This window comes from Nitrincola salilacus (genome assembly GCF_046271865.1).
Classification (GTDB): domain Bacteria; phylum Pseudomonadota; class Gammaproteobacteria; order Pseudomonadales; family Balneatricaceae; genus Nitrincola; species Nitrincola salilacus.
The window spans coordinates 772,559-790,677 of record NZ_CP176580.1 but is presented as its reverse complement, the minus strand read 5'-3'; the positions used below and the strand labels follow the sequence as shown (position 1 = coordinate 790,677).

16 protein-coding genes are annotated in these 18,119 nt (G+C 55.1%); 3 read left to right on the top strand and 13 right to left on the bottom strand.

Features of this window, described 5'->3' with window-relative positions; all coding sequences use genetic code 11:
* Nucleotide 1 precedes the first annotated feature (1 nt).
* The 7 genes from ACK3CJ_RS03620 to bioB all read right to left on the bottom strand — a co-directional run bounded on the left by ACK3CJ_RS03620 (nucleotide 2) and on the right by bioB (nucleotide 5,978).
* Nucleotides 2-916: a putative metalloprotease CJM1_0395 family protein gene (locus tag ACK3CJ_RS03620; protein ID WP_409525055.1), complete on the bottom strand. Its 915-nt coding sequence runs from the start codon at nucleotides 914-916 to the stop codon at nucleotides 2-4.
* Nucleotides 917-989: 73 nt separating this feature from the next.
* A complete protein-coding gene (locus ACK3CJ_RS03615) occupies nucleotides 990-1,241 on the bottom strand; it encodes a hypothetical protein (RefSeq protein WP_409525054.1) in 252 nt (83 codons plus the stop codon).
* Between the two features lie 114 nt (nucleotides 1,242-1,355).
* Complete coding sequence (gene bioD, locus ACK3CJ_RS03610) at nucleotides 1,356-2,045, bottom strand: dethiobiotin synthase (protein ID WP_409525052.1); 690 nt, start codon at nucleotides 2,043-2,045, stop codon at nucleotides 1,356-1,358.
* 1 nt (nucleotide 2,046) lies between these two features.
* Nucleotides 2,047-2,931: a malonyl-ACP O-methyltransferase BioC gene (gene bioC / locus ACK3CJ_RS03605; RefSeq protein WP_409525051.1), complete on the bottom strand. Its 885-nt coding sequence runs from the start codon at nucleotides 2,929-2,931 to the stop codon at nucleotides 2,047-2,049.
* Nucleotides 2,907-3,707, bottom strand: coding sequence for an alpha/beta fold hydrolase (locus ACK3CJ_RS03600; RefSeq protein WP_409525050.1), 801 nt, complete (start codon nucleotides 3,705-3,707; stop codon nucleotides 2,907-2,909). Before ACK3CJ_RS03600 ends, bioC begins: the two co-directional genes overlap by 25 nt.
* Complete coding sequence (gene bioF, locus ACK3CJ_RS03595; RefSeq protein WP_409525049.1) at nucleotides 3,694-4,929, bottom strand: 8-amino-7-oxononanoate synthase; 1,236 nt, start codon at nucleotides 4,927-4,929, stop codon at nucleotides 3,694-3,696. Before bioF ends, ACK3CJ_RS03600 begins: the two co-directional genes overlap by 14 nt.
* The gene (gene bioB / locus ACK3CJ_RS03590; protein WP_409525048.1) at nucleotides 4,929-5,978 is read right to left on the bottom strand and encodes a biotin synthase BioB; all 1,050 of its coding nucleotides are present in this window, start codon (nucleotides 5,976-5,978) and stop codon (nucleotides 4,929-4,931) included. The genes bioF and bioB overlap by 1 nt, the downstream gene beginning before the upstream one ends.
* An 88-nt stretch (nucleotides 5,979-6,066) precedes the next feature.
* Between bioB and ACK3CJ_RS03585 the strand changes: the two genes are divergently transcribed.
* The 3 genes from ACK3CJ_RS03585 (at nucleotide 6,067) to tsaA (ending at nucleotide 9,258) form a co-directional block, all read left to right on the top strand.
* A complete protein-coding gene (locus ACK3CJ_RS03585) occupies nucleotides 6,067-6,777 on the top strand; it encodes a ComF family protein (RefSeq protein ID WP_409525047.1) in 711 nt (236 codons plus the stop codon).
* 94 nt (nucleotides 6,778-6,871) lie between these two features.
* A complete protein-coding gene (locus tag ACK3CJ_RS03580) occupies nucleotides 6,872-8,521 on the top strand; it encodes a Na/Pi cotransporter family protein (RefSeq protein WP_409525046.1) in 1,650 nt (549 codons plus the stop codon).
* Nucleotides 8,522-8,541: 20 nt separating this feature from the next.
* A complete protein-coding gene (gene tsaA, locus ACK3CJ_RS03575) occupies nucleotides 8,542-9,258 on the top strand; it encodes a tRNA (N6-threonylcarbamoyladenosine(37)-N6)-methyltransferase TrmO (protein WP_409525044.1) in 717 nt (238 codons plus the stop codon).
* Here the strand turns inward: tsaA and ACK3CJ_RS03570 are convergent.
* The 6 genes from ACK3CJ_RS03570 to ACK3CJ_RS03545 all read right to left on the bottom strand — a co-directional run bounded on the left by ACK3CJ_RS03570 (nucleotide 9,255) and on the right by ACK3CJ_RS03545 (nucleotide 18,090).
* Nucleotides 9,255-10,355, bottom strand: coding sequence for an NAD(P)-dependent alcohol dehydrogenase (locus ACK3CJ_RS03570; RefSeq protein WP_409525043.1), 1,101 nt, complete (start codon nucleotides 10,353-10,355; stop codon nucleotides 9,255-9,257). The genes tsaA and ACK3CJ_RS03570 overlap by 4 nt on opposite strands.
* Before the next feature lie 52 nt (nucleotides 10,356-10,407).
* On the bottom strand, nucleotides 10,408-11,352 hold the full coding sequence (locus tag ACK3CJ_RS03565; RefSeq protein ID WP_409525042.1) for an alpha/beta hydrolase: 945 nt from the start codon (nucleotides 11,350-11,352) through the stop codon (nucleotides 10,408-10,410).
* Nucleotides 11,345-13,834 carry an efflux RND transporter permease subunit gene (locus tag ACK3CJ_RS03560; RefSeq protein WP_409525041.1) on the bottom strand — a complete coding sequence of 830 codons (2,490 nt, stop codon included), beginning with the start codon at nucleotides 13,832-13,834 and terminating at the stop codon, nucleotides 11,345-11,347. Before ACK3CJ_RS03560 ends, ACK3CJ_RS03565 begins: the two co-directional genes overlap by 8 nt.
* A gap of 4 nt (nucleotides 13,835-13,838) precedes the next feature.
* Entirely contained in the window at nucleotides 13,839-14,969 is a 1,131-nt protein-coding gene (locus ACK3CJ_RS03555) for a WD40/YVTN/BNR-like repeat-containing protein (RefSeq protein WP_409525040.1), read from the bottom strand.
* 91 nt (nucleotides 14,970-15,060) lie between these two features.
* On the bottom strand, nucleotides 15,061-16,419 hold the full coding sequence (locus ACK3CJ_RS03550; protein WP_409525039.1) for a DUF1329 domain-containing protein: 1,359 nt from the start codon (nucleotides 16,417-16,419) through the stop codon (nucleotides 15,061-15,063).
* Nucleotides 16,420-16,443: 24 nt separating this feature from the next.
* Nucleotides 16,444-18,090: a DUF1302 domain-containing protein gene (locus ACK3CJ_RS03545; RefSeq protein WP_409525038.1), complete on the bottom strand. Its 1,647-nt coding sequence runs from the start codon at nucleotides 18,088-18,090 to the stop codon at nucleotides 16,444-16,446.
* Nucleotides 18,091-18,119 lie beyond the last annotated feature (29 nt).

Below are 18,119 nucleotides of genomic sequence, written 5' to 3'. Positions count from 1 at the left end.
GTCAGGCCTGGCGATCAAGGAGCGCCCCGGGAGGATAGAGTTTGTTGGCGACACCGGTTTCCACCAGTCGATTATTGAGTGAGCGTAACGCTTCTCTGATCTCGGCCAGCGTGGCAGCAAACTCCTGCATTTCTTCAGCACTGGCCTCTCTGCGTTGACGCATGCTTTCGGCATTCTCGGCACGACCGGTGTTGATCTCTTCGAAACCACCCAACACAGCAGCACGTCGCTCTCGCAACTCTTCATAGCTGGAAGCCGGATCCAGGCGACTCTCGTCACTGCCTTCTTCCTGCTCCTGATCACGCAACTCCTGGGCTTCTACTGCCTCCTGCTCTGCCTCTTGGGCTTCGCGGCGCTGAATCTCAGCTCTGGCCTCCGCGGCCATGGTTCTGGCACTTGCAGCCACCCGCAGATCCTGAGGTGATGGATCAGCCGGAGCTAAAGCCGCTCGCAGCACGATCTCGGCTTTTTCCAGCGTTGCCTCGGGATCATCCGGAACCGGTGATGTATCGATACTGACCTCTCCACCAACTGCATATAGCTGCCCATCAGGCCCCCGCTCAAACTCATATCGAACCACTCCTGCATAGGAGCCGGCAGCCGCTTTGTGCGCCGCCTCATGCTGACGCACCTCTCGATCTATCTGCGTCAGCTCTTCGGCGACACGACGCTCCTCTCGCTCCTGTTCATTATTTTGAGCATTCGGTTCAGACGATTCACGGCCCGGATTGACACGCTGCAAAGGGGTCAGTCGCTCTGCAGCCGAGGGGGTTGTGAGAGATGCAGCAGGAGATAAGAGGGTAGCAGCAGAATTACTGCTTGCCTCAAGCACAGATTGGGGCGAGGAACCAACCTTAGTGGCAGTTGGCCTCTGATAGTCAGATGGCAGATATGACGAGAAGCCACTGATGTTCATACAACAGCACACCCGTTTTGGAATACTGTCGGGCGTCAACTTTACCCGACAGGTCAATCATCCAGGAACCCTGTCAGACTCGGGTATCAATCAAATTGCCGAGTACCTCTTCGGCATTGTTGACCACCTGAGTTGAAGCACCCGCGGTTGTCGGATCAACAGCTGCTTCTCTGACAGCCGTTGCAGCGTCAAGACCGGATCGGGTCTCGCTCTCTTCCGGCCGACCTGTGCCCTGAAGATCACCGGCCGCTCTCTGAGTACTATCCAGGCCACGGTTGACGTTCAACAGCCCACTCGACTGTGCTGCCACACCATTAATATTCATACTTCACCTGCCGTCGCTTTGTCCGTCATATGTTCGGTATACGTTCGATACAGCTCAATACCAAACCACGCTCGTAACACTATAGCATATCCGACAAAATTGAGCATATTTTGTTCAACTGCGATCTACCTCAATGACACGTGAAAGATCGAGATAATCGGCAACCCTGTCGCATGCAGGCTGATCCAACCAGGGGATGGTACCCAGCAATGGCGCGCGCAGTCGATCCTTGAGCGACTGCAGATTTTCCTCAAAACAGACCATATTCGGATCAACCTGATTGGCCACCCATCCCGCCAGTTGCAACCCGTCACGCGCGATCGCCTCAGCCGTTAACAGCGCATGGTTGATGCAGCCAAGTTTCATACCCACCACCAGAACAACCGGGATCTCCATCAACTGGGGCACACGCGCCAGTGTTTCACGTGCATTCAGAGGCACACGCCAACCTCCCGCTCCTTCGATCACCACCAGATCGGCACGCTGCATCAAAGCCCCACGACAATAGGCCACAATACGTTCAGCACTCAGGCGCTGCTCTCCGGCAGCAATATGCGGAGCCACTGCTGCCTGCAGGGCGATCGGGTTCACCTGATCGTAACTGAGCCGAACACTCGCGGCCTGCTGCAACTGCAGGGCATCGTCATTGCGCAACCCATCTGGTGTTTCTTCGCACCCGGCAGCAAGCGGTTTCAACCCTATCGTCTGAAGCCCCAGGCGATTGGCAGCAGTCAACAACGCTGCACTGACCACCGTTTTGCCAACCTCGGTATCTGTGCCCGCCACAAACCAGATATGCTTCAACTCATGACTCCTTAATCAGCTCGATATAGTGGATCTCGTAGGTTGCCGGCAGGCTGCCTGCTGCAGCCCTGAAGGACTCGTATCTCTTTTGTAACCTGTCGAGCACTGCGCGCCCACCCAGCCCTTTGCGCTGTCTGGGGTTGGTATTATGCGCACCCAGCGCTTTAAGCTCCTGCATCAGTGACAAGAGCGAATCAAACTCAAGCATCCGTGTCTGCACCTCGGCGCGACCTACTGTAAAAGCGCTGGCATGAGCAAGCAACTGCTCCCGTGCAATGAACTCATTAACATGTGGGTCCTGATCTATACCGGCCCAGGCATAACGCAACTCATGCAGTGTTGCAGGCCCAAGCGTGCTCAGTAACACTCTGCCACCCGGCCGAAGGACTCGCCAGAGCTCACGGAACAACTCCTGAGGTTGCTGACACCATTGTATCGCAAGACTACTCCAGATCAGATCCACTACCTGATCTGCGAACGGCAGCTGCTCGGCATCGCCACAGACCGGCAATACGCCTGGCAGATCTCGCTGCTCACGCGCATGGCGCAACATCCCTTCCGCCAGATCCAGGCTCAACAGCTGTGAATCAGGATAGTGACTGCACAGGGTTGGCTGAGAATAGCCGGTGCCACTGCCCAGATCCAGCACGCGCTCCACGGATGCCACAGGAAGCCAGGACGCAAGTCGATCTGCAACATCACGCTGCAACCCTGCGACACTGTCATAGCTGGCAGCAGCACGACTGAAGGAGCTCGCCACCTGACGCTTGTCTCTCAAAGAGTCTCGCAAAGGGGCCTGCTGCTGTAAACAGCCAGGTAACTGATCGTCATGCAGCCCTGCATTCTGCTGCAGCGCTGATCTTAAAATGATATCTGCCGAGCCCATGTCGTCACCTGTTCTGAAAATACCTCGGGTCGAGTCAGGAAAGGGGCATGCGCGGCGCCCTCCTGAATCAGTACCTGCACATCCGGGCGTAACCTGACCAGTTGATCTGCCAGAGACACCGGTACCAGCAGATCATTCTGTCCCAGCATGTACAGGCACGGTACCTGCAGTGTTTTTAATGCCTGTCGCATATCCAACCTCAACAGACCTAACAGACACTGCAGGGTTTGCGGATCTGCCTCAGACAGCGCTGCCATCAACTGCATCACTTCCCGGCGCTGATTCTCCGAGCCCTGTACCTGAAGCAGCACAAAGCGTTTCAGCGTCTTGCGCGCATCAGATACAAGCGCTTCCTCAAACTGTGCAAAAAGCGCCTTATCCATCGCATCCGGCCAATCTTCACGTTGGATAAAGCATGGATTACTGGCCACACCAACCAACCCAGCCACACGCTCCGGTGCCGCCTCGGCCACAGCCAGTGCCAGTTGACCACCAAGCGACCAACCCAACCAGATCGCTTTATCCGGCGCCACTGCCAGCAGGTTGCTGACGAGTTGACTGGTCAGTTGATCGGGAGAACCTTTTACCAGAGAAGAGCTTTGTACCGGAGAAGATCCTTGTACCGGAGAAAGCTGCTGCGGCAGATTGATCAGCGTGAGTCGAAACGACCGGCTCAAACAAGCCAGCACCGGCTCCCACACATCGGCAGAACTGCCCCAGCCATGCAACAGCACCAGCTCGGGCCCTGTTTCGCCACGGACGTCAACCTGCAGCATGATCAGGAGTCTCCTGTTCAGAGCCATTGAGATCAGAGCAGTGATAACCAGAGCCAAGCTGCTGCATATGGCTGAGATCTGCCAGAGCATCCAGCAACCTGTCCACCTGTGCTTCTGAATGCGCGGCACTCAGCGTAACGCGCAGCCGGGCACTTCCGGCAGGTACTGTCGGCGGCCTGATGGCACTGATATAGATCCCCCGTGCCTCCAGCGCCCGGCTGATGGCAACCGCCTTGCCCGCATCGCCGATCAACAGCGGTTGTATCGGGCTCTGGGATGCCATCAAGCGATAACCCAGCCGACTGCAGCCTTGTCGAAAACGGCTGATCAGTGTGTTCAGATGCTCACGTCGCCAGCTCTCCTGCTGCAGCAGGCGCAGACTGGTCCGTGTTGCCTCCGCTACCGCCGGTGGCATACTGGTGGTATAGATATAGCTGCGCGCATACTGGATCAGTGTTTCGATCAACAGATTGGAGCCCGCTACAAACGCACCAGCAGTACCAAAGGCCTTACCCAGCGTGCCGACAAGTACCTGCAATTGATCCTGCCCCAGACCAAAATGCTCCGCGCAGCCACCTCCTGTTTGCCCCAGACAGCCGAAGCCATGGGCATCATCCACCATCAACCAGGCATTCTGCTCACGCGCTACCCCGGCCAGTGCAGGCAGGTCCGCCACATCGCCATCCATACTGAACACACCATCGGTCACGATCAGGCGATTATCCGCATCCACTCGTGCCATGCGCTGCTGCAGGCTGGCGATATCATTATGTTGATAGCGCATGAAACGGGCACCGGAAAGTAAACCGCCATCCAGCAGAGAGGCATGATTCAGGCGATCCTGAAGCACTACATCGTTACGGCCCAGCAGAGCCGTAATCACACCGAGATTAGCCATATAACCGGTCGAAAAGAGCAGGACTCTGTCACGCCCGGTGAACTCAGCCAGTTCCTCCTCCAGTGCATGATGCGCAGCTGTATGGCCATTAACCAGATGTGATGCACCACCACCGACACCATAGTGCGAAGCAGCCTTCTGCAGAGCGCTGATCAACTCAGGATGCGCCGCCAGCCCCAGATAGTCATTGGAGCAAAATGCCAGACAATTCCGACCATCGATCACCACCTCCGGCCGCTGAGCGCTTTGCAATATCCGGCGCTGACGGTACAGGTCTGCACTGACACGCTCATCCAGACGTGTCTGCAGTGCCTCAAACGCCATCAGCAGCTCGCATCATAAAAGCGCTGCTGATCCTGCTGCTCTGAAATGGCATGCAGTATCGCCTGCTCGCGGGAGCTGTCCGACAGATCTTCGCGCACTTCGGGATGAATCCCCAGCTTGGCGAACAGAGCACGATCGGCATCCGCCTGAGGGTTTTCGGTGGTGAGCAGTTTTTCACCGTAGAAAATGGAGTTGGCACCCGCCAGAAAACACAGCGCCTGCATCTGCTCGTTCATCTCGGTACGCCCTGCCGACAGACGCACATGTGAGGCTGGCATCAGAATGCGGGCCACTGCGATAGTGCGCACAAACTCAAAGGCTTCCAGCTCATCAACATCGGCCAGTGGTGTCCCCTCGACTCTGACCAGCATATTGATCGGTACCGATTCGGGATGGTCCGGCAGATTGGCCAGCATCATCAGCAGGCCGATACGGTCACGCTGACTCTCGCCCATCCCGAGAATGCCACCGCAGCAGACTTTCATTCCGGCATCGCGTACATGCTGCAGGGTATCCAGACGCTCCTGATAGCTGCGAGTCGTGATGATGCTGTCATAGAATTCGGGTGAGGTATCCAGGTTATGGTTGTAGTAATCCAGCCCGGCATCCGCCAGATCCTGTGCCTGCTCGGGCTGCAGGGTCCCCAGCGTCATGCAGGCCTCCAACCCCAGGGCCTTGACCCCTTTGATCATCTCGATGACATAGGGCATATCCTTGGCGCGCGGCTGCTTCCAGGCAGCGCCCATGCAGAAGCGGCTGGCGCCCTTGGCTTTTGCGGCTTCGGCCTCTTCCAACACCTCCCTGACCTTCATCAGGCGCTCCACCTCAAGACCGGTGTTGTAATGCGAGCTCTGCGGGCAGTATTTACAGTCCTCAGGGCAGGCACCGGTCTTGATCGACAGCAGTGTGCTGACCTGCACAGCATTGGGATCAAAATAGGTCCTGTGTACCGACTGAGCTCTGAACATCAGGTCATTGAATGGCAGCTGAAAAAGCGCCAGAACCTGTTCGACTGTCCAGTCATGGCGGATGGCTGAAGCGGCTTGCATAGTCAGACTTTCCTCTGCAGGATATGGGTGGTGGCCAGTGAACGGCCAAGGTGACACATATTAACCGGACAGATGGAGCTGTCAACCCATGTTTATCAAGCAGGTTTACAATAGACTATTTATTAACCAGAAATGCCACCTATGCACCTCTCCTTACTCGCTACCCAACGGCCTCTGCGAAGCCTGCCACGCTGACCTGCCCTGGCTCCTCAATGCCTGCCAACGTTGCGGCTTGCCACTGCCTCTCTCGAATGAGCAACCCTGCCAGCACTGCAACGACTATCCCTCGGCCATCGACCGAACTCTGGTGCCCTTCCACTATCAATTCCCACTCAATCGCCTGATCCCCGACATCAAGTATCACAAAAAAGTGGCAACACTGGGCTGGCTGAGCCATGTGATGGCCGAGTATCTGGAAAGTGTCTGCACGGACAAACCTGATCTGCTGGTCCCCGTCCCGATGCACCGACTGAGCGAGATCAACCGAGGGTTCAATCAATCCACGCTGCTGGCTTATCAGCTCTCACGTCATCTGCAGATCCCCTGTGATCATCGCATGCTGAGCAAGATCCGCCACACTCAGCGACAGATGACATTAAGTGCCGAACAAAGACGCCATAATCTGGAGCAGGCGTTCGCCATCCACCGCGACCCACCTGAACATGTCGCACTGATCGATGATGTCATGACCACCGGCAGCACAGCGGATCAACTGGCCCAGTTGCTCAAGGCAAGAGGTGCCTTAAAGGTTGATCTATGGGTGATCGCAAGAACACCTTCTCCAGATAGTGGCGGTTGAAGGCAGGTAGTTGTAGGCAAGTAGTTGTAGGCAAGTAGTTGAAGGCATATAGCTATCCTCCTATAGTGAGTACAGTCAACTGATGGATGAATAGATGACACTGGAGCTGCTGAGCCAACTCTTTGGCGGTATAGGCCTGTTTCTGCTGGGCATGCAACTGATGACCAATGGCCTGAAACAGGCAGCGGGTCAGAGCCTGCGCCAAGCGCTCGAATTTGCCACCCGCTCACGCCTGCGCGGTCTTTTTTCCGGCACGCTGATCACCGCACTGGTGCAATCCTCCAGTGCGGTGACGGTCGCTACCATCGGATTCGTCAATGCCGGTCTGCTGACTCTGGGCCAATCCATTGCCGTGATCTATGGCTGCAATGTCGGCACCACCATGATCGGCTGGCTCGTCGCCCTGATCGGCTTCCAGTTCAAGATCAGTGCCTTTGCACTGCCCATGATCGGCGCTGGTATGGTGTTGCAGCTAATCGCCGGACAAAAACGTACCGGGCATCTGGGGCTGGCTCTGGTTGGTTTCGGTATCTTCTTCATCGGGCTGGATTTCATGCGTCATGGCTTTGATGGCATGAGTGAGCATATCCCGCTGACACAGTTCGGAACCGGACCTGTGGCACTCACGCTGTTCGTGCTGGCCGGTTTTGTCATGACCTTTCTGATGCAGGCTTCTGCCGCAGTGATGGCCATTGCGTTGTCGCTGGTGCATACCGGCTCTATCCCACTGTCGGCAGCGGCGGCCATTGTTATCGGATCCAACATTGGCACAACCACTACGGCCATTCTCGCGGCGATCGGAGCAACAGCGAATGCCCGGCGTATTTCAGCGGCACATGTCATATTCAATCTGTTGACCGGCGCAACGGGACTGATACTGCTGATGCTGCTGGCAGGTTTCCTGGACTCACTGGATCCACTGCAGTTCAATCTGGTGATTCTGCTGGCTCTGTTCCATACCCTGTTCAATCTGATGGGTGTCGCCATGATGTGGCCTCTGACCAGCGCGCTGGAGCGGTTCCTGCTGCGACGCTTTCGCAGTCAGGATGAAGATCAGGCACGCCCACGTTATCTCGATAACAACATCGTACATACCCCTTCGCTGGCGGTAGAGGCGATCTGTCTGGAGCTCGCCAGAGTGAGCCAACTGTGCACTCGTGTTGCACATGAAGCACTCAACGCCGGGCCGGATGCACCGCAAAGCGTCGCCAGGCAGGTCACAACCATTCAGTCGCTGATCAGTCAGATCGGCGACTTTAATCAGGAGCTCAGCCGGCAGAATCTGAATGCTGAAATTAATGAGCTGCTGCCCATGTCGATGCGCGTCGCACGCTACTATGGTGAAGCGGCACGACTCTCTTCTCGCATGCCTGATTATTATTCAGCGTTCAGCCAGATAGAAAATACCATCATTCGCCAGGCCGTCTATGAGTTTCAGAAAAAGGTATCGGAGCTGATTGATCTGTGCGAGATCCGTCAGGACAGTCTGATACAGGGTAATGAAGCCCACCACCTGATCGAGCAACTGGAAAAAGAGTATCAGAATCTCAAGGCACAGCTGCTGGAGGCATCCGTTTCAGGTAAGCTACCGGTTGCTGAGAGTATCGCGCTGATGGATGGTCTGAGCCATATACACAGGCTTGCAGAACAGCTAGAGAAAGGTGCTCGCCACTGGAGCTATGCGCTGCCGATACAGCACCGTGCGCCTTTACAGGCGCCTGTAATGACGCCTCCTTCAGTCTGATCTGAACCAATGAGACAAGCATGACACCCTATTCACTCAACCCCATCGGTATCGTCCGCAGCCCCTATCAGGAAAAGTTCGGCATTCCACGACAGCCGGGGCTGGCCTCATCCGTCCCTGCTCGTATTGAACTGCTGCCCCCCTATGATGTACCGGATGCCTTCAGAGGGTTGGATGAGTGCAGTCATATCTGGGTGATCTTCATCTTCAGCGCCACGGCATCACAGGGCTGGAAACCGATGGTCAGACCGCCCAGGCTCGGCGGCAACAAGCGGCTGGGGGTGTTTGCGACCCGCTCCACCTTTCGCCCCAACCCGATCGGGCTCTCGGTGGTCAGGCTCGAAGGGATCCAACAGGACAGCAAGGGACTGTGGTTGGAAGTGTCGGGTGCCGACCTGATGGATGGCACCCCGGTGCTGGATATCAAACCTTATCTACCTTATGCCGACAGCGTCAGCGATTCCACCTTTACGCTGGCACCTGAAGCAGAATTACTGGACCTGCCGGTCGAATTCAGTGACGAAGCCCGGCAGCAGTGCGCCTATTTCAGCCAAACCCTGGGCCAGTCACTGCAGCAGCAGATCAGCGAAGTCCTGCGCTGCGATCCCAGACCCGCCTACAAGCGCACGGAAGAGGCACGTATTTATGGCCTCACTCTCTATCACCTGAATATCCGCTGGCAGATAGATCAGCAGTCTATTCAGGTGCTCAGCATCAGTGAAGAAGAGAACCCTTAAGGCATCCTGACAACAGGCTTGATCGTAATACCGAATTCAGAATCCGCGATCGCGTCATTGATCTGTTCTAATGGATAGAATTTGATCATCTTATCGAACGGAAAACGTCCCTCCTGATAAAGGCGGATCAGTTCCGGGATAAAGGTGTCCGGGTCGGAGTCGCCCTCAACAATTCCAATCAGGCGGCGCCCTCCGCTCATAAAGTGCACCTCATTGAGGATAATCTCACTGCCGAGGGCTGATGCACCCAGAATACCGCAGACCCCACGCGGGGCCAGGCTCAGTACAGCGCCTTTGATTACCTGAGTCAGCCCGGTTGTATCCAGTGCAAAATCAACACCATATCCGGTGATCTCCATGATGGCAGCCGTCACATCTCCCTTGCCTGGATTGAAACAGTGTGTGGCACCCACAGATTGTGCAAACGCCAGCCGCTCATCGTTCATATCAACCGCAATAATAGTGGTTGCACCCACGGCATGTGCCGCCATCACCGCCGACAAACCGACAGATCCGGTACCAAACACCGCAATCGACTTGCCCGCTTTAACCTGCAACGCATTGATCACCGCCCCGGCACCGGTCTGTACGCCACAGGCCAGCGGCCCGAGCAGGTCCAGTGCTACCGCGTCAGTCACTTTGACGATATTACGCTCATGGCACAGCGCGTGAGTGGCAAACGAGGACTGACCGAAGAAATTACTCTGAATCACTTCACCCTCTTTTGACAGGGCCGTTGAACCATCGTCCCGGGTGGCAAAGAAGTTACGCGGAAAGAATTCATGACAGTAACTGGGGGCATGGTCTTCACAGCTGGGGCAACCACCACAGGAGTTATAGGTCATCACCACATGATCGCCAGGAGCAACTTTGGTCACCCCCGACCCAACCCGCTCAACAACGCCTGCACCCTCATGTCCCAGCACCACCGGCATCGGTGTTGGCAGCATCCCATCTCGCACGACTATATCGGTATGACACACGCCGGTCGCAACCACCCGCACCAGAATCTCATCCGCGCGCGGTTCTTCAAGTTCGAGACTCTCCAGAGTCAGTGGCCCGTGGACAGTTCGGGCAACAGCCGCTTGAATTTTCATATTTCGCTCCTGTTGTTATTATCGTGGCTCTTCTCATAGCTATTACCATGCTTTACGAAACGGCAGCAAAAGCCTGCCGCCAGGCCGCAGCAACCTGATCAACCGCCAGACCGGCTGCGGAAACCGCTCCGGACATACTGATAAACCCATGGACCAGACCTGCATATTCGATCAGCGTCGCGTCATTTCCGGCAGCCAACAGAGCATCCGCATAAGCAAGACCCTCATCCCGCAGCGGATCATATCCGGCCACCAGGATCAGCGCCGGAGGCAAACCGGAAAGATCCTCCGCCTCAAGGGGTGCCAGGCGGAAATCCACCGGTTCGGCAGCGCCACTCAGATAATGCTCCATGAAATAGCCCATACTCCGCGTCGTCAGGGTATAGCCCTCACCATATTGCTGATATGAGTTGAACCGTGTTTCGACTGCAGAGGTGGTCGGGTAGATCAGCGTCTGATGTTGAATGTTCGGACCGCCGTTATCCCTCGCCAGCAAACAGATGACGGCCGCCAGACAGGCTCCGGCACTATCACCGGCGATGGCGACAGAACCAGACATTACGCCCAGTTCTTTGAGATGCTCGTTGAGCCAGCACAGGGCGGCATAGCAATCATCAACCGCTGCAGGAAAAGGTGATTCCGGCGCCAGTCGATAATCCACCTGCACCACCAGACAGTTTGACAGCGCGCTCAGATGACTAGCCACACCGTCATAATCCCGTGCACAGCCAACCACGAAACCTCCACCGTGCAGATAGAGCACTGCTCCGCGCGGATCGGTTAATCCATGCGGTCGGTAACAACGCAGATTCAGCTCACCCGCAGGCCCCTGAATACTCAGATCACTGATATCCACTGCATCATTAACCGCAACATCCATGGACGTCAGTATCTGGCTATACACCTGACGGGCGACTACCGGAGGCAGATCAGCAAAATCCGGTGCACCGGCTGCAGCCGCCTGTTCAAGCATCCCTTTTATCTGCAGATCAAGCATGACTGTGCTCCTTTGTTAAAGACTGGTTTTTCTTGTCATCATCTTGAGGCTTATTGCTTTTCTCCAGAACCGCCGCACTGCTGTTATCAGGCTGTGCCTGAACAGTCGGACCCAGCAGAAAATGGGCCAGCGCTGGCAACAGGATCAACGCACCCAGCATGTTGAACAGGAACATGAAGGCCAACAGAATCCCCATGTCCGCCTGAAAGCGGATTGGCGAAAATACCCAGGTCGCCACACCTACCGCCAGCGTTGCACCTGTCAGCATAACGATCCGGCCGGTCTGTCGCAGTGCCAGTTGATAAGCCTGAGCCACTGTCATGCCATGGCGCAATCCCGCCAACAGCACCGATAACACATACAACGCATAATCGACGCCGATACCAACACCCAGTGCGATAACTGGCAGGATAGCGACCTTCACACCGATCCCCAGGTGCACCATCAACGCCTGACACATGATTGATGTCAGCATCAACGGCAGCACCGCCGCCACTACGCCACGCCAGGTGCGGAAGGTGATCCAGCACAGAATAATCACTGCAGCATAAACCATGTACATCATCTGATTCATCGCTTTTTCAACAACGATATTGGTTGCCGCTTCGATACCGGAGTTGCCTGCGGCAAGCATAAACTGGGCTTCTTCATCGTTGTGCTGCAAAGCGAAGGCCTCAGCCACCTCAACAACACTGTTGAGCGTGTCGGCCTTATGGTCCTTCAGATAGACATAGACCGACAGCAAACTACAATCAGAGTTAAACAGCTCCCGCGGTGCCCTTGCCTGCACTGCACCCAACGCGGCATTGTTCGGAATCAGCTCCAGCCATTTAAAGTTACCCTCGTTGTAACCAACCATCGCATAACGGGAGAGTCGAGCCATGGAATTGGTCGATTCAACACCAGGCAAGCGCTCTAGCTGAGTGGTTAACTCTCGGACTTTCGATAGCACCGAGTAATGGGTGCAGCTATCCACTTCGGTTTTGACCATCACTACAAAGATATCGGAGCTGGCCGCATAGTTATCCGCCATGAATGCGGTATCCAGATTGTAACGGGAGTCGGCCCGCAGCTCAGGTGCACCTGGATCCAGGTCGCCTATCTGCAAACGGCTACTCATCGTGCTGCCAAATACTACCAGACAGGCGGCAACCCCCAGCGCAGTCAAGGCCCACTTGCGCTGCGTAAACAGTGCAAAAAACTGCCATAGACGGCCCGGCAAAACATCTGCTTCAAGCCCACCCGCATCATGACGTACAGAGCGCGCGGCGGCCTTAGGCGTCACACCGATATAGGAGAGCAAGACTGGCAACATCACCAGATTACTGATAATCAGAACTGCCACCCCGAGGCTGGCGGCAATGGCCAGCTCACGGATAACACCGATATCGATCACCAACAGTACGGCAAAGCCAAACGCATCGGTCACCAGTGCGGCCATACCAGTACGAAACAGACGCCGGAAAGTATGGCGTGCCGCCACATAAGAGGGCATACCACTGCCGATATCCCGCATGATGCCATTCATCTTCTGAGCACCGTGGCTGATACCGATGGCAAAGACCAGAAAGGGGACCAAGATCGAATAGGGGTTCAGATCAAAGCCCAGCAGTGACAACATTCCCAACTGCCAGAGCACGCCGATCAGCGAACAGCCCATCACCAGTAACGAGCTGCGCAGACAATGGGTATAGGCAAACAGTACCGCCGTGGCAATCGCCACCGCCAGCACAAAGAACCCCAGAACCTGCTGCATCCCTTCGATCAGATCACCGACAATTTTGGCGAAACCGGTGATATGGATCTCAATATTGTCCCCTTGATACTTCACCCGCAGCTGCTCCAACTGACGGGAAAGATCACCGTAATCCAGTGCTTCACCGGTGCGCGGGTCTCTGTCCAGCAGCGGCACATAAACGATGCTGGAGCGAAAATCAGCAGACACCAACTGACCTATCTCGCCGGAGCGCTGAACATTCAGCCTGACCTGTTCCAGACTCGCTTCGGAGCCATCATAATCACCGGGAATAACCGTATCGCCATCCATGCCCTCCTCTGTCACGGCAATCCAGCGCGTGCTGGGTGTCCACAGGGACTTCATATAGGGCCGGTCAACCCCCGGCATCAAGTACAGCTCATCATTGATCTTCTGCAGTGTTTGCAGATACTGCTGATCGTAAATGCTGCCCTCTTTAACGGCCACGGCGACTCGCAGAGAGTTACCCAACCCGGCAAGACTGGAGCGATTATCAAGAAAATTAGTGATATACGGGTGCCCGGTGGGGATCATCTTTTCAAAGCTGGCATTCAATCCCAGCTGAGTCGCCTGCCAGCCAAGGGCAATACTGATGATTAAACACAGCGCCAGCACCAGCCGACGTTGATTAAATACCATCCGTTCAAGAAGCGATCCTGAATGAAGATCGAAATCATCCGGCAGCTCATCTGTCCTGGCGGTTGTTACATTATTCGCACTATTCACAAGGCTACTCCTTCACGCTGCCGTACGCGCTGTCCAGAGCGATACGCCCGGGCAGCTCAAATCGGTGAACACCGGCAAGACTGGCAACAATGGCGGCTCCGTCAGCCGACTGCACAACGCCCGCTAACGGCAGCGCGGGTAGATCCGGCACAGATGCAAAGTCAGAACTGGAAACTGAGTTAGAATAAGAGCCATGTTGATTAATCAACAGTGAGCCACTCTGACTGGCTACCAGCAGACGGCCATCTTCCAGAACTGATGCCGCGCTGAGGGCGACTTCCTCCCGGGTCTCAAGCTGGCTCCAGCTTTCCCCGCCATCAGTAGAGCGGAACAGATGCCCACGCAGACCATACACAATAAAGGCACCATCAAAATCAGCGATCACACCAAAAAAACTACCTTCATAAGGTGAATCCAGCTCTTCAAACTGCTCGCCACCATCTGTTGAGCGCAGCAGCATTCCCTGCTCACCGGCAATCATCAGCACACCATCCGCTTCAGCCATACCATAAAGGTGCAGGCCCATCGGGTTCTCAAGGCGGTTCAGCCAGGGCTGCCAGCTATTGCCCCCATCGCGGGTCCGGTAGATGAGGTTATAGGCACCAAAAACAAAGCCGTTGCGGGCATCACTGAAGTAGAGATTCAGGAAGGGTTTATCCGGTCCATCCTCAATTAATCGCTGTGCTTCACTCAGCTCCCGCTCAGCGCCTCTGCGCGCCTGAACATCCGCCAACAGAAGCTCTGCGGCCTGAATGCCATCCAGCTGTTTCTGCCAGGTTTCTCCGCCATCCACCGTGGCCAGCACCACACCATAGTGACCAACAATCCAGCCATGCCGGGCATCAACAAACTGCACTTCTGTCAGTGCTGCGGACACAGGTGATGCCACCTGGCTCCAGTGCTGACCGTTATCGTCTGATAACAGAATGATGCCCTCCTCTCCCACTGCCACCAGCCGCGGGCCAGCACGCCCGACCGACAATATCGTTTTATGTGGTGACTGAGCAGAGATCTGCGCGGGTTTATCAAGTGCCGTAAAACCGGTTTCGGCGGCCACAGATGCCCAGCTTTGCCCGGCTATCAGCAGCAGAAGACAACCGACCAGCCTTAACTTTGGATTAGAAAATATGACCATCAAGATATCTCCTGATGATCGCCCTGACATGCTGTCATTTTCACAGTCATATCAAGGCGATCACCGAAAGCGGATTTTTAACGAGAGCCTGTTAACGAGAGCCCTGGTTGGCCAGCTCTACCGGACTCCATGTATTTTCAGAGACAGGCTCGCGTACCCGGTAGTGAGGGGTACCACCGTTCATCGCAGCGTTAAAATAGTAAGCACTGGTTTGCAGGTCATAACCGCCCCACATCACATTGGTTACCAAGGCTGGCAGATCAGGTACCAGATAGGTCAGGGAGTAGTTCATGCGCCACAGGTCGCCTTTCGCATCCCAGCCATCGAACAGGACAATTTTCCAGCTGTCTTCATCGATATAGTAGGTGCGCTTGGGAACGGTGTGACGCATGCCAGCCTTGAGCTCAGCATCAACAACCCAGACCCGATGTAATTCCCAGCGGACAATATCCGGATTGAGGAAATTCTCGCCCATCAGCTCATCAATACTCACCTGAGCAGCACGGTTGTTGTTATACGGAATAAAGAGCTCTTTTTTGCCCATCAGCTTGTAGTTATGGCGATCAATAGGCCCGAACATCATGAATGCCTCATCGAACAGGCCGACACCTGAAGTCACGAAATCAGGAGTATCATAGGCAACCGATGGCGCCTTGCGCACCCGGCGCTGACCCACCAGGTATTGCCAGATAGCACGGCCTTTATCCGCAACAGACGGGTCATGTACCAGTATCGCCTCACCTGCCTTAGATGCAGGGCCAGTGACAATGAATCGACCTAGCTGGCTGACGCCGCTATAGCTGGCGATATCACCCTCTTTGTAGTAGTAGGGAAACTGCATCAACTCATCGCCTTCACTGGCCAGTGCACGACGTCCATCGGCGGTGACGATGTAGGTTTTCAATGCAAACTCCACCGACTCTCCGGACCAGCTCAGACGATGATTCCACATCGCCTCGGCACCGGTTGCAGGTATCGGGAAGGGGATGCCACCATAAGCACCACTGACAGATGTTTCATCTGCCGCCAGCACAGCACTGGTGGCATTTTTAAATGTATTGTCATATACCCACTGCGGTGCGGCTGCAGAGCGCTGAGTGGGATAGACGTTCATGCGAAAATCGGGATTTTTCATAAACAGGGCTTTGAGCCCATCATTTAACTGATCACTGTACTGATCCATATTAGCTGCAGTAATGGTGAACAGCGGCTTGTCACTGGCGAAGGGATCCGGACGTGGCTCACCATTTTTGTAACCCTCAGCAACGCTGGTATAGCCGCCCTGCCACTCGGGTATAGTGCCATCTGCGTTTCCTGCCCGTTCTGCGCCAAATGGAGTGAGTGTGGTATTAAGCTGCTCAGCGGTCTGCGCATCGACTGCAGCCAGCGACAACTGCGAGGCCAGAGCCAGCGTGATGCTTGTAACTAGTACTTTTAGTGTTCTTTTCATTATTTTTATCTCCACTGAATTCGGTTAGAAACTGCGCTGGACATAGAACGAAAGAAAGTCGCGATCACCCCGGGTCTGCTTGAAGGAGAGAGCTGGAGCCGCTGAGTTCTGGGGCGTCACGAAACTGAATTCATCACCCAGAAAGCGAAGATAGCTGGCACCAAACTTCCAGGTATTGCGATAGGTTCCATGCACGCCCAGACTGAAATCACCACCGTTAGATGCACCGCCATTCATATTGGCAACAGCACCGGAACGGCCTCCGAAGTTGTAACCGAGACCGACCGGCAGCTCGAGATCAAGACCTGGCAACACCTGGAAGTACGCTGGTGAAAAGATCATCCGCATCGCCCAGGCATCACGCGTGGTATTAGGATCCAGCGCATTCGGGTTCTTATCGATGGAAACAACCCGGTTCCACGCCAGCTCACCCAACAGTGCACCACCATCCCATAAAGCGTTTGGCTGCAACACGAATATGCCAGAGAGGTTGGCATGAGCGGTGTTACCCACGGCATAGAGGATGTTGTCATCATTATCAGCCGTCTGGCCGATGGAGATCTGCGGATCGCTGTTCAGTGGAGCATTGAAGCGCATCGACGCCTCAGCAGCCAGATTCAATTGACCGATAGAGGTCGTGGCGCTGGCACCCACAGTGTCAATATCCTGAGCATAAACGGTACGGATACTCTGCCCTACCGGATCGAAGTAGAAACCAGAAGGGGTCTTGGCGTGATAACGGGCATAGTAGAGACCATACTCAAAATCACTCTCTTCCGGAGCGATACGCAGCTGCAGACCAAACTGTCCGGAATCATCCGGTTCCACATCGGAGGTATGCTTCCAGAGCACACCGGGCCCCGCGAGCAGCGACTCAGTGCCGGGGCCTGCCCAGTCGATATTTGACAGATAGCTACCCACACCCGGCAGACGGGTTTCCTCCCAGGAGAACTGGTAGTAGCCGCCCAGAGAGAGTTCAGGATTGATCTGCAAAGTACCTGAGAGCTGATTAACCGGCCGCAGCACCTCTTTAAACTGTGTGTTAGGTACGGAAAGCAGCTTGATCAGATCGATGGGGCCCTGTGCATCTGCAATACCATTGGCACCGAAGAACAGGGTCTCACCAAACACCAGCGAGTGACGCCCCAGACGCAGATTGCTGCGCATATCGCCCAGATCAAAATTTCCGTAAACAAAGGCATCCATCAGCTCGGCTTTACGCCCGTGGAGGTCCCGGGTTTCATCGGTAAACTTATTGAATGCAACGCTGGTGGAGTTATTGGTGAAGGGTGAATCGTTATCATTGCTGCGGTTATAAACCGAGTCATACCAGGCAGCCGCGCTGACACGAGCACCATAATCCTTATAGCGGACGTCTACTTCCGTCAGCCAGTCGAGTCGATTGGAGATCAGGCCTTTATCAAAGTTACGGTTACCATCATCGTAGTTAACATCATTAACCAGAATATCGGAGCGCTCCTTAAGCCTGAACGCATTGCTGTATTTCAGCGTGTTATCCCAACGCAGGCGGATATCGGGGTTACCGGTATCGATCTGGTAGGCGAGTGCATTGGGTATGCACATCACGCCAGCCAGTGAGACGGCCACAGCCAGTGGCTTCAGCCTTGGAGATTTCAAGCACATGGATTGTAAGCGGAATTTGTTATTCATATTGTTATTCCTTTGCTTTGAATTAAACC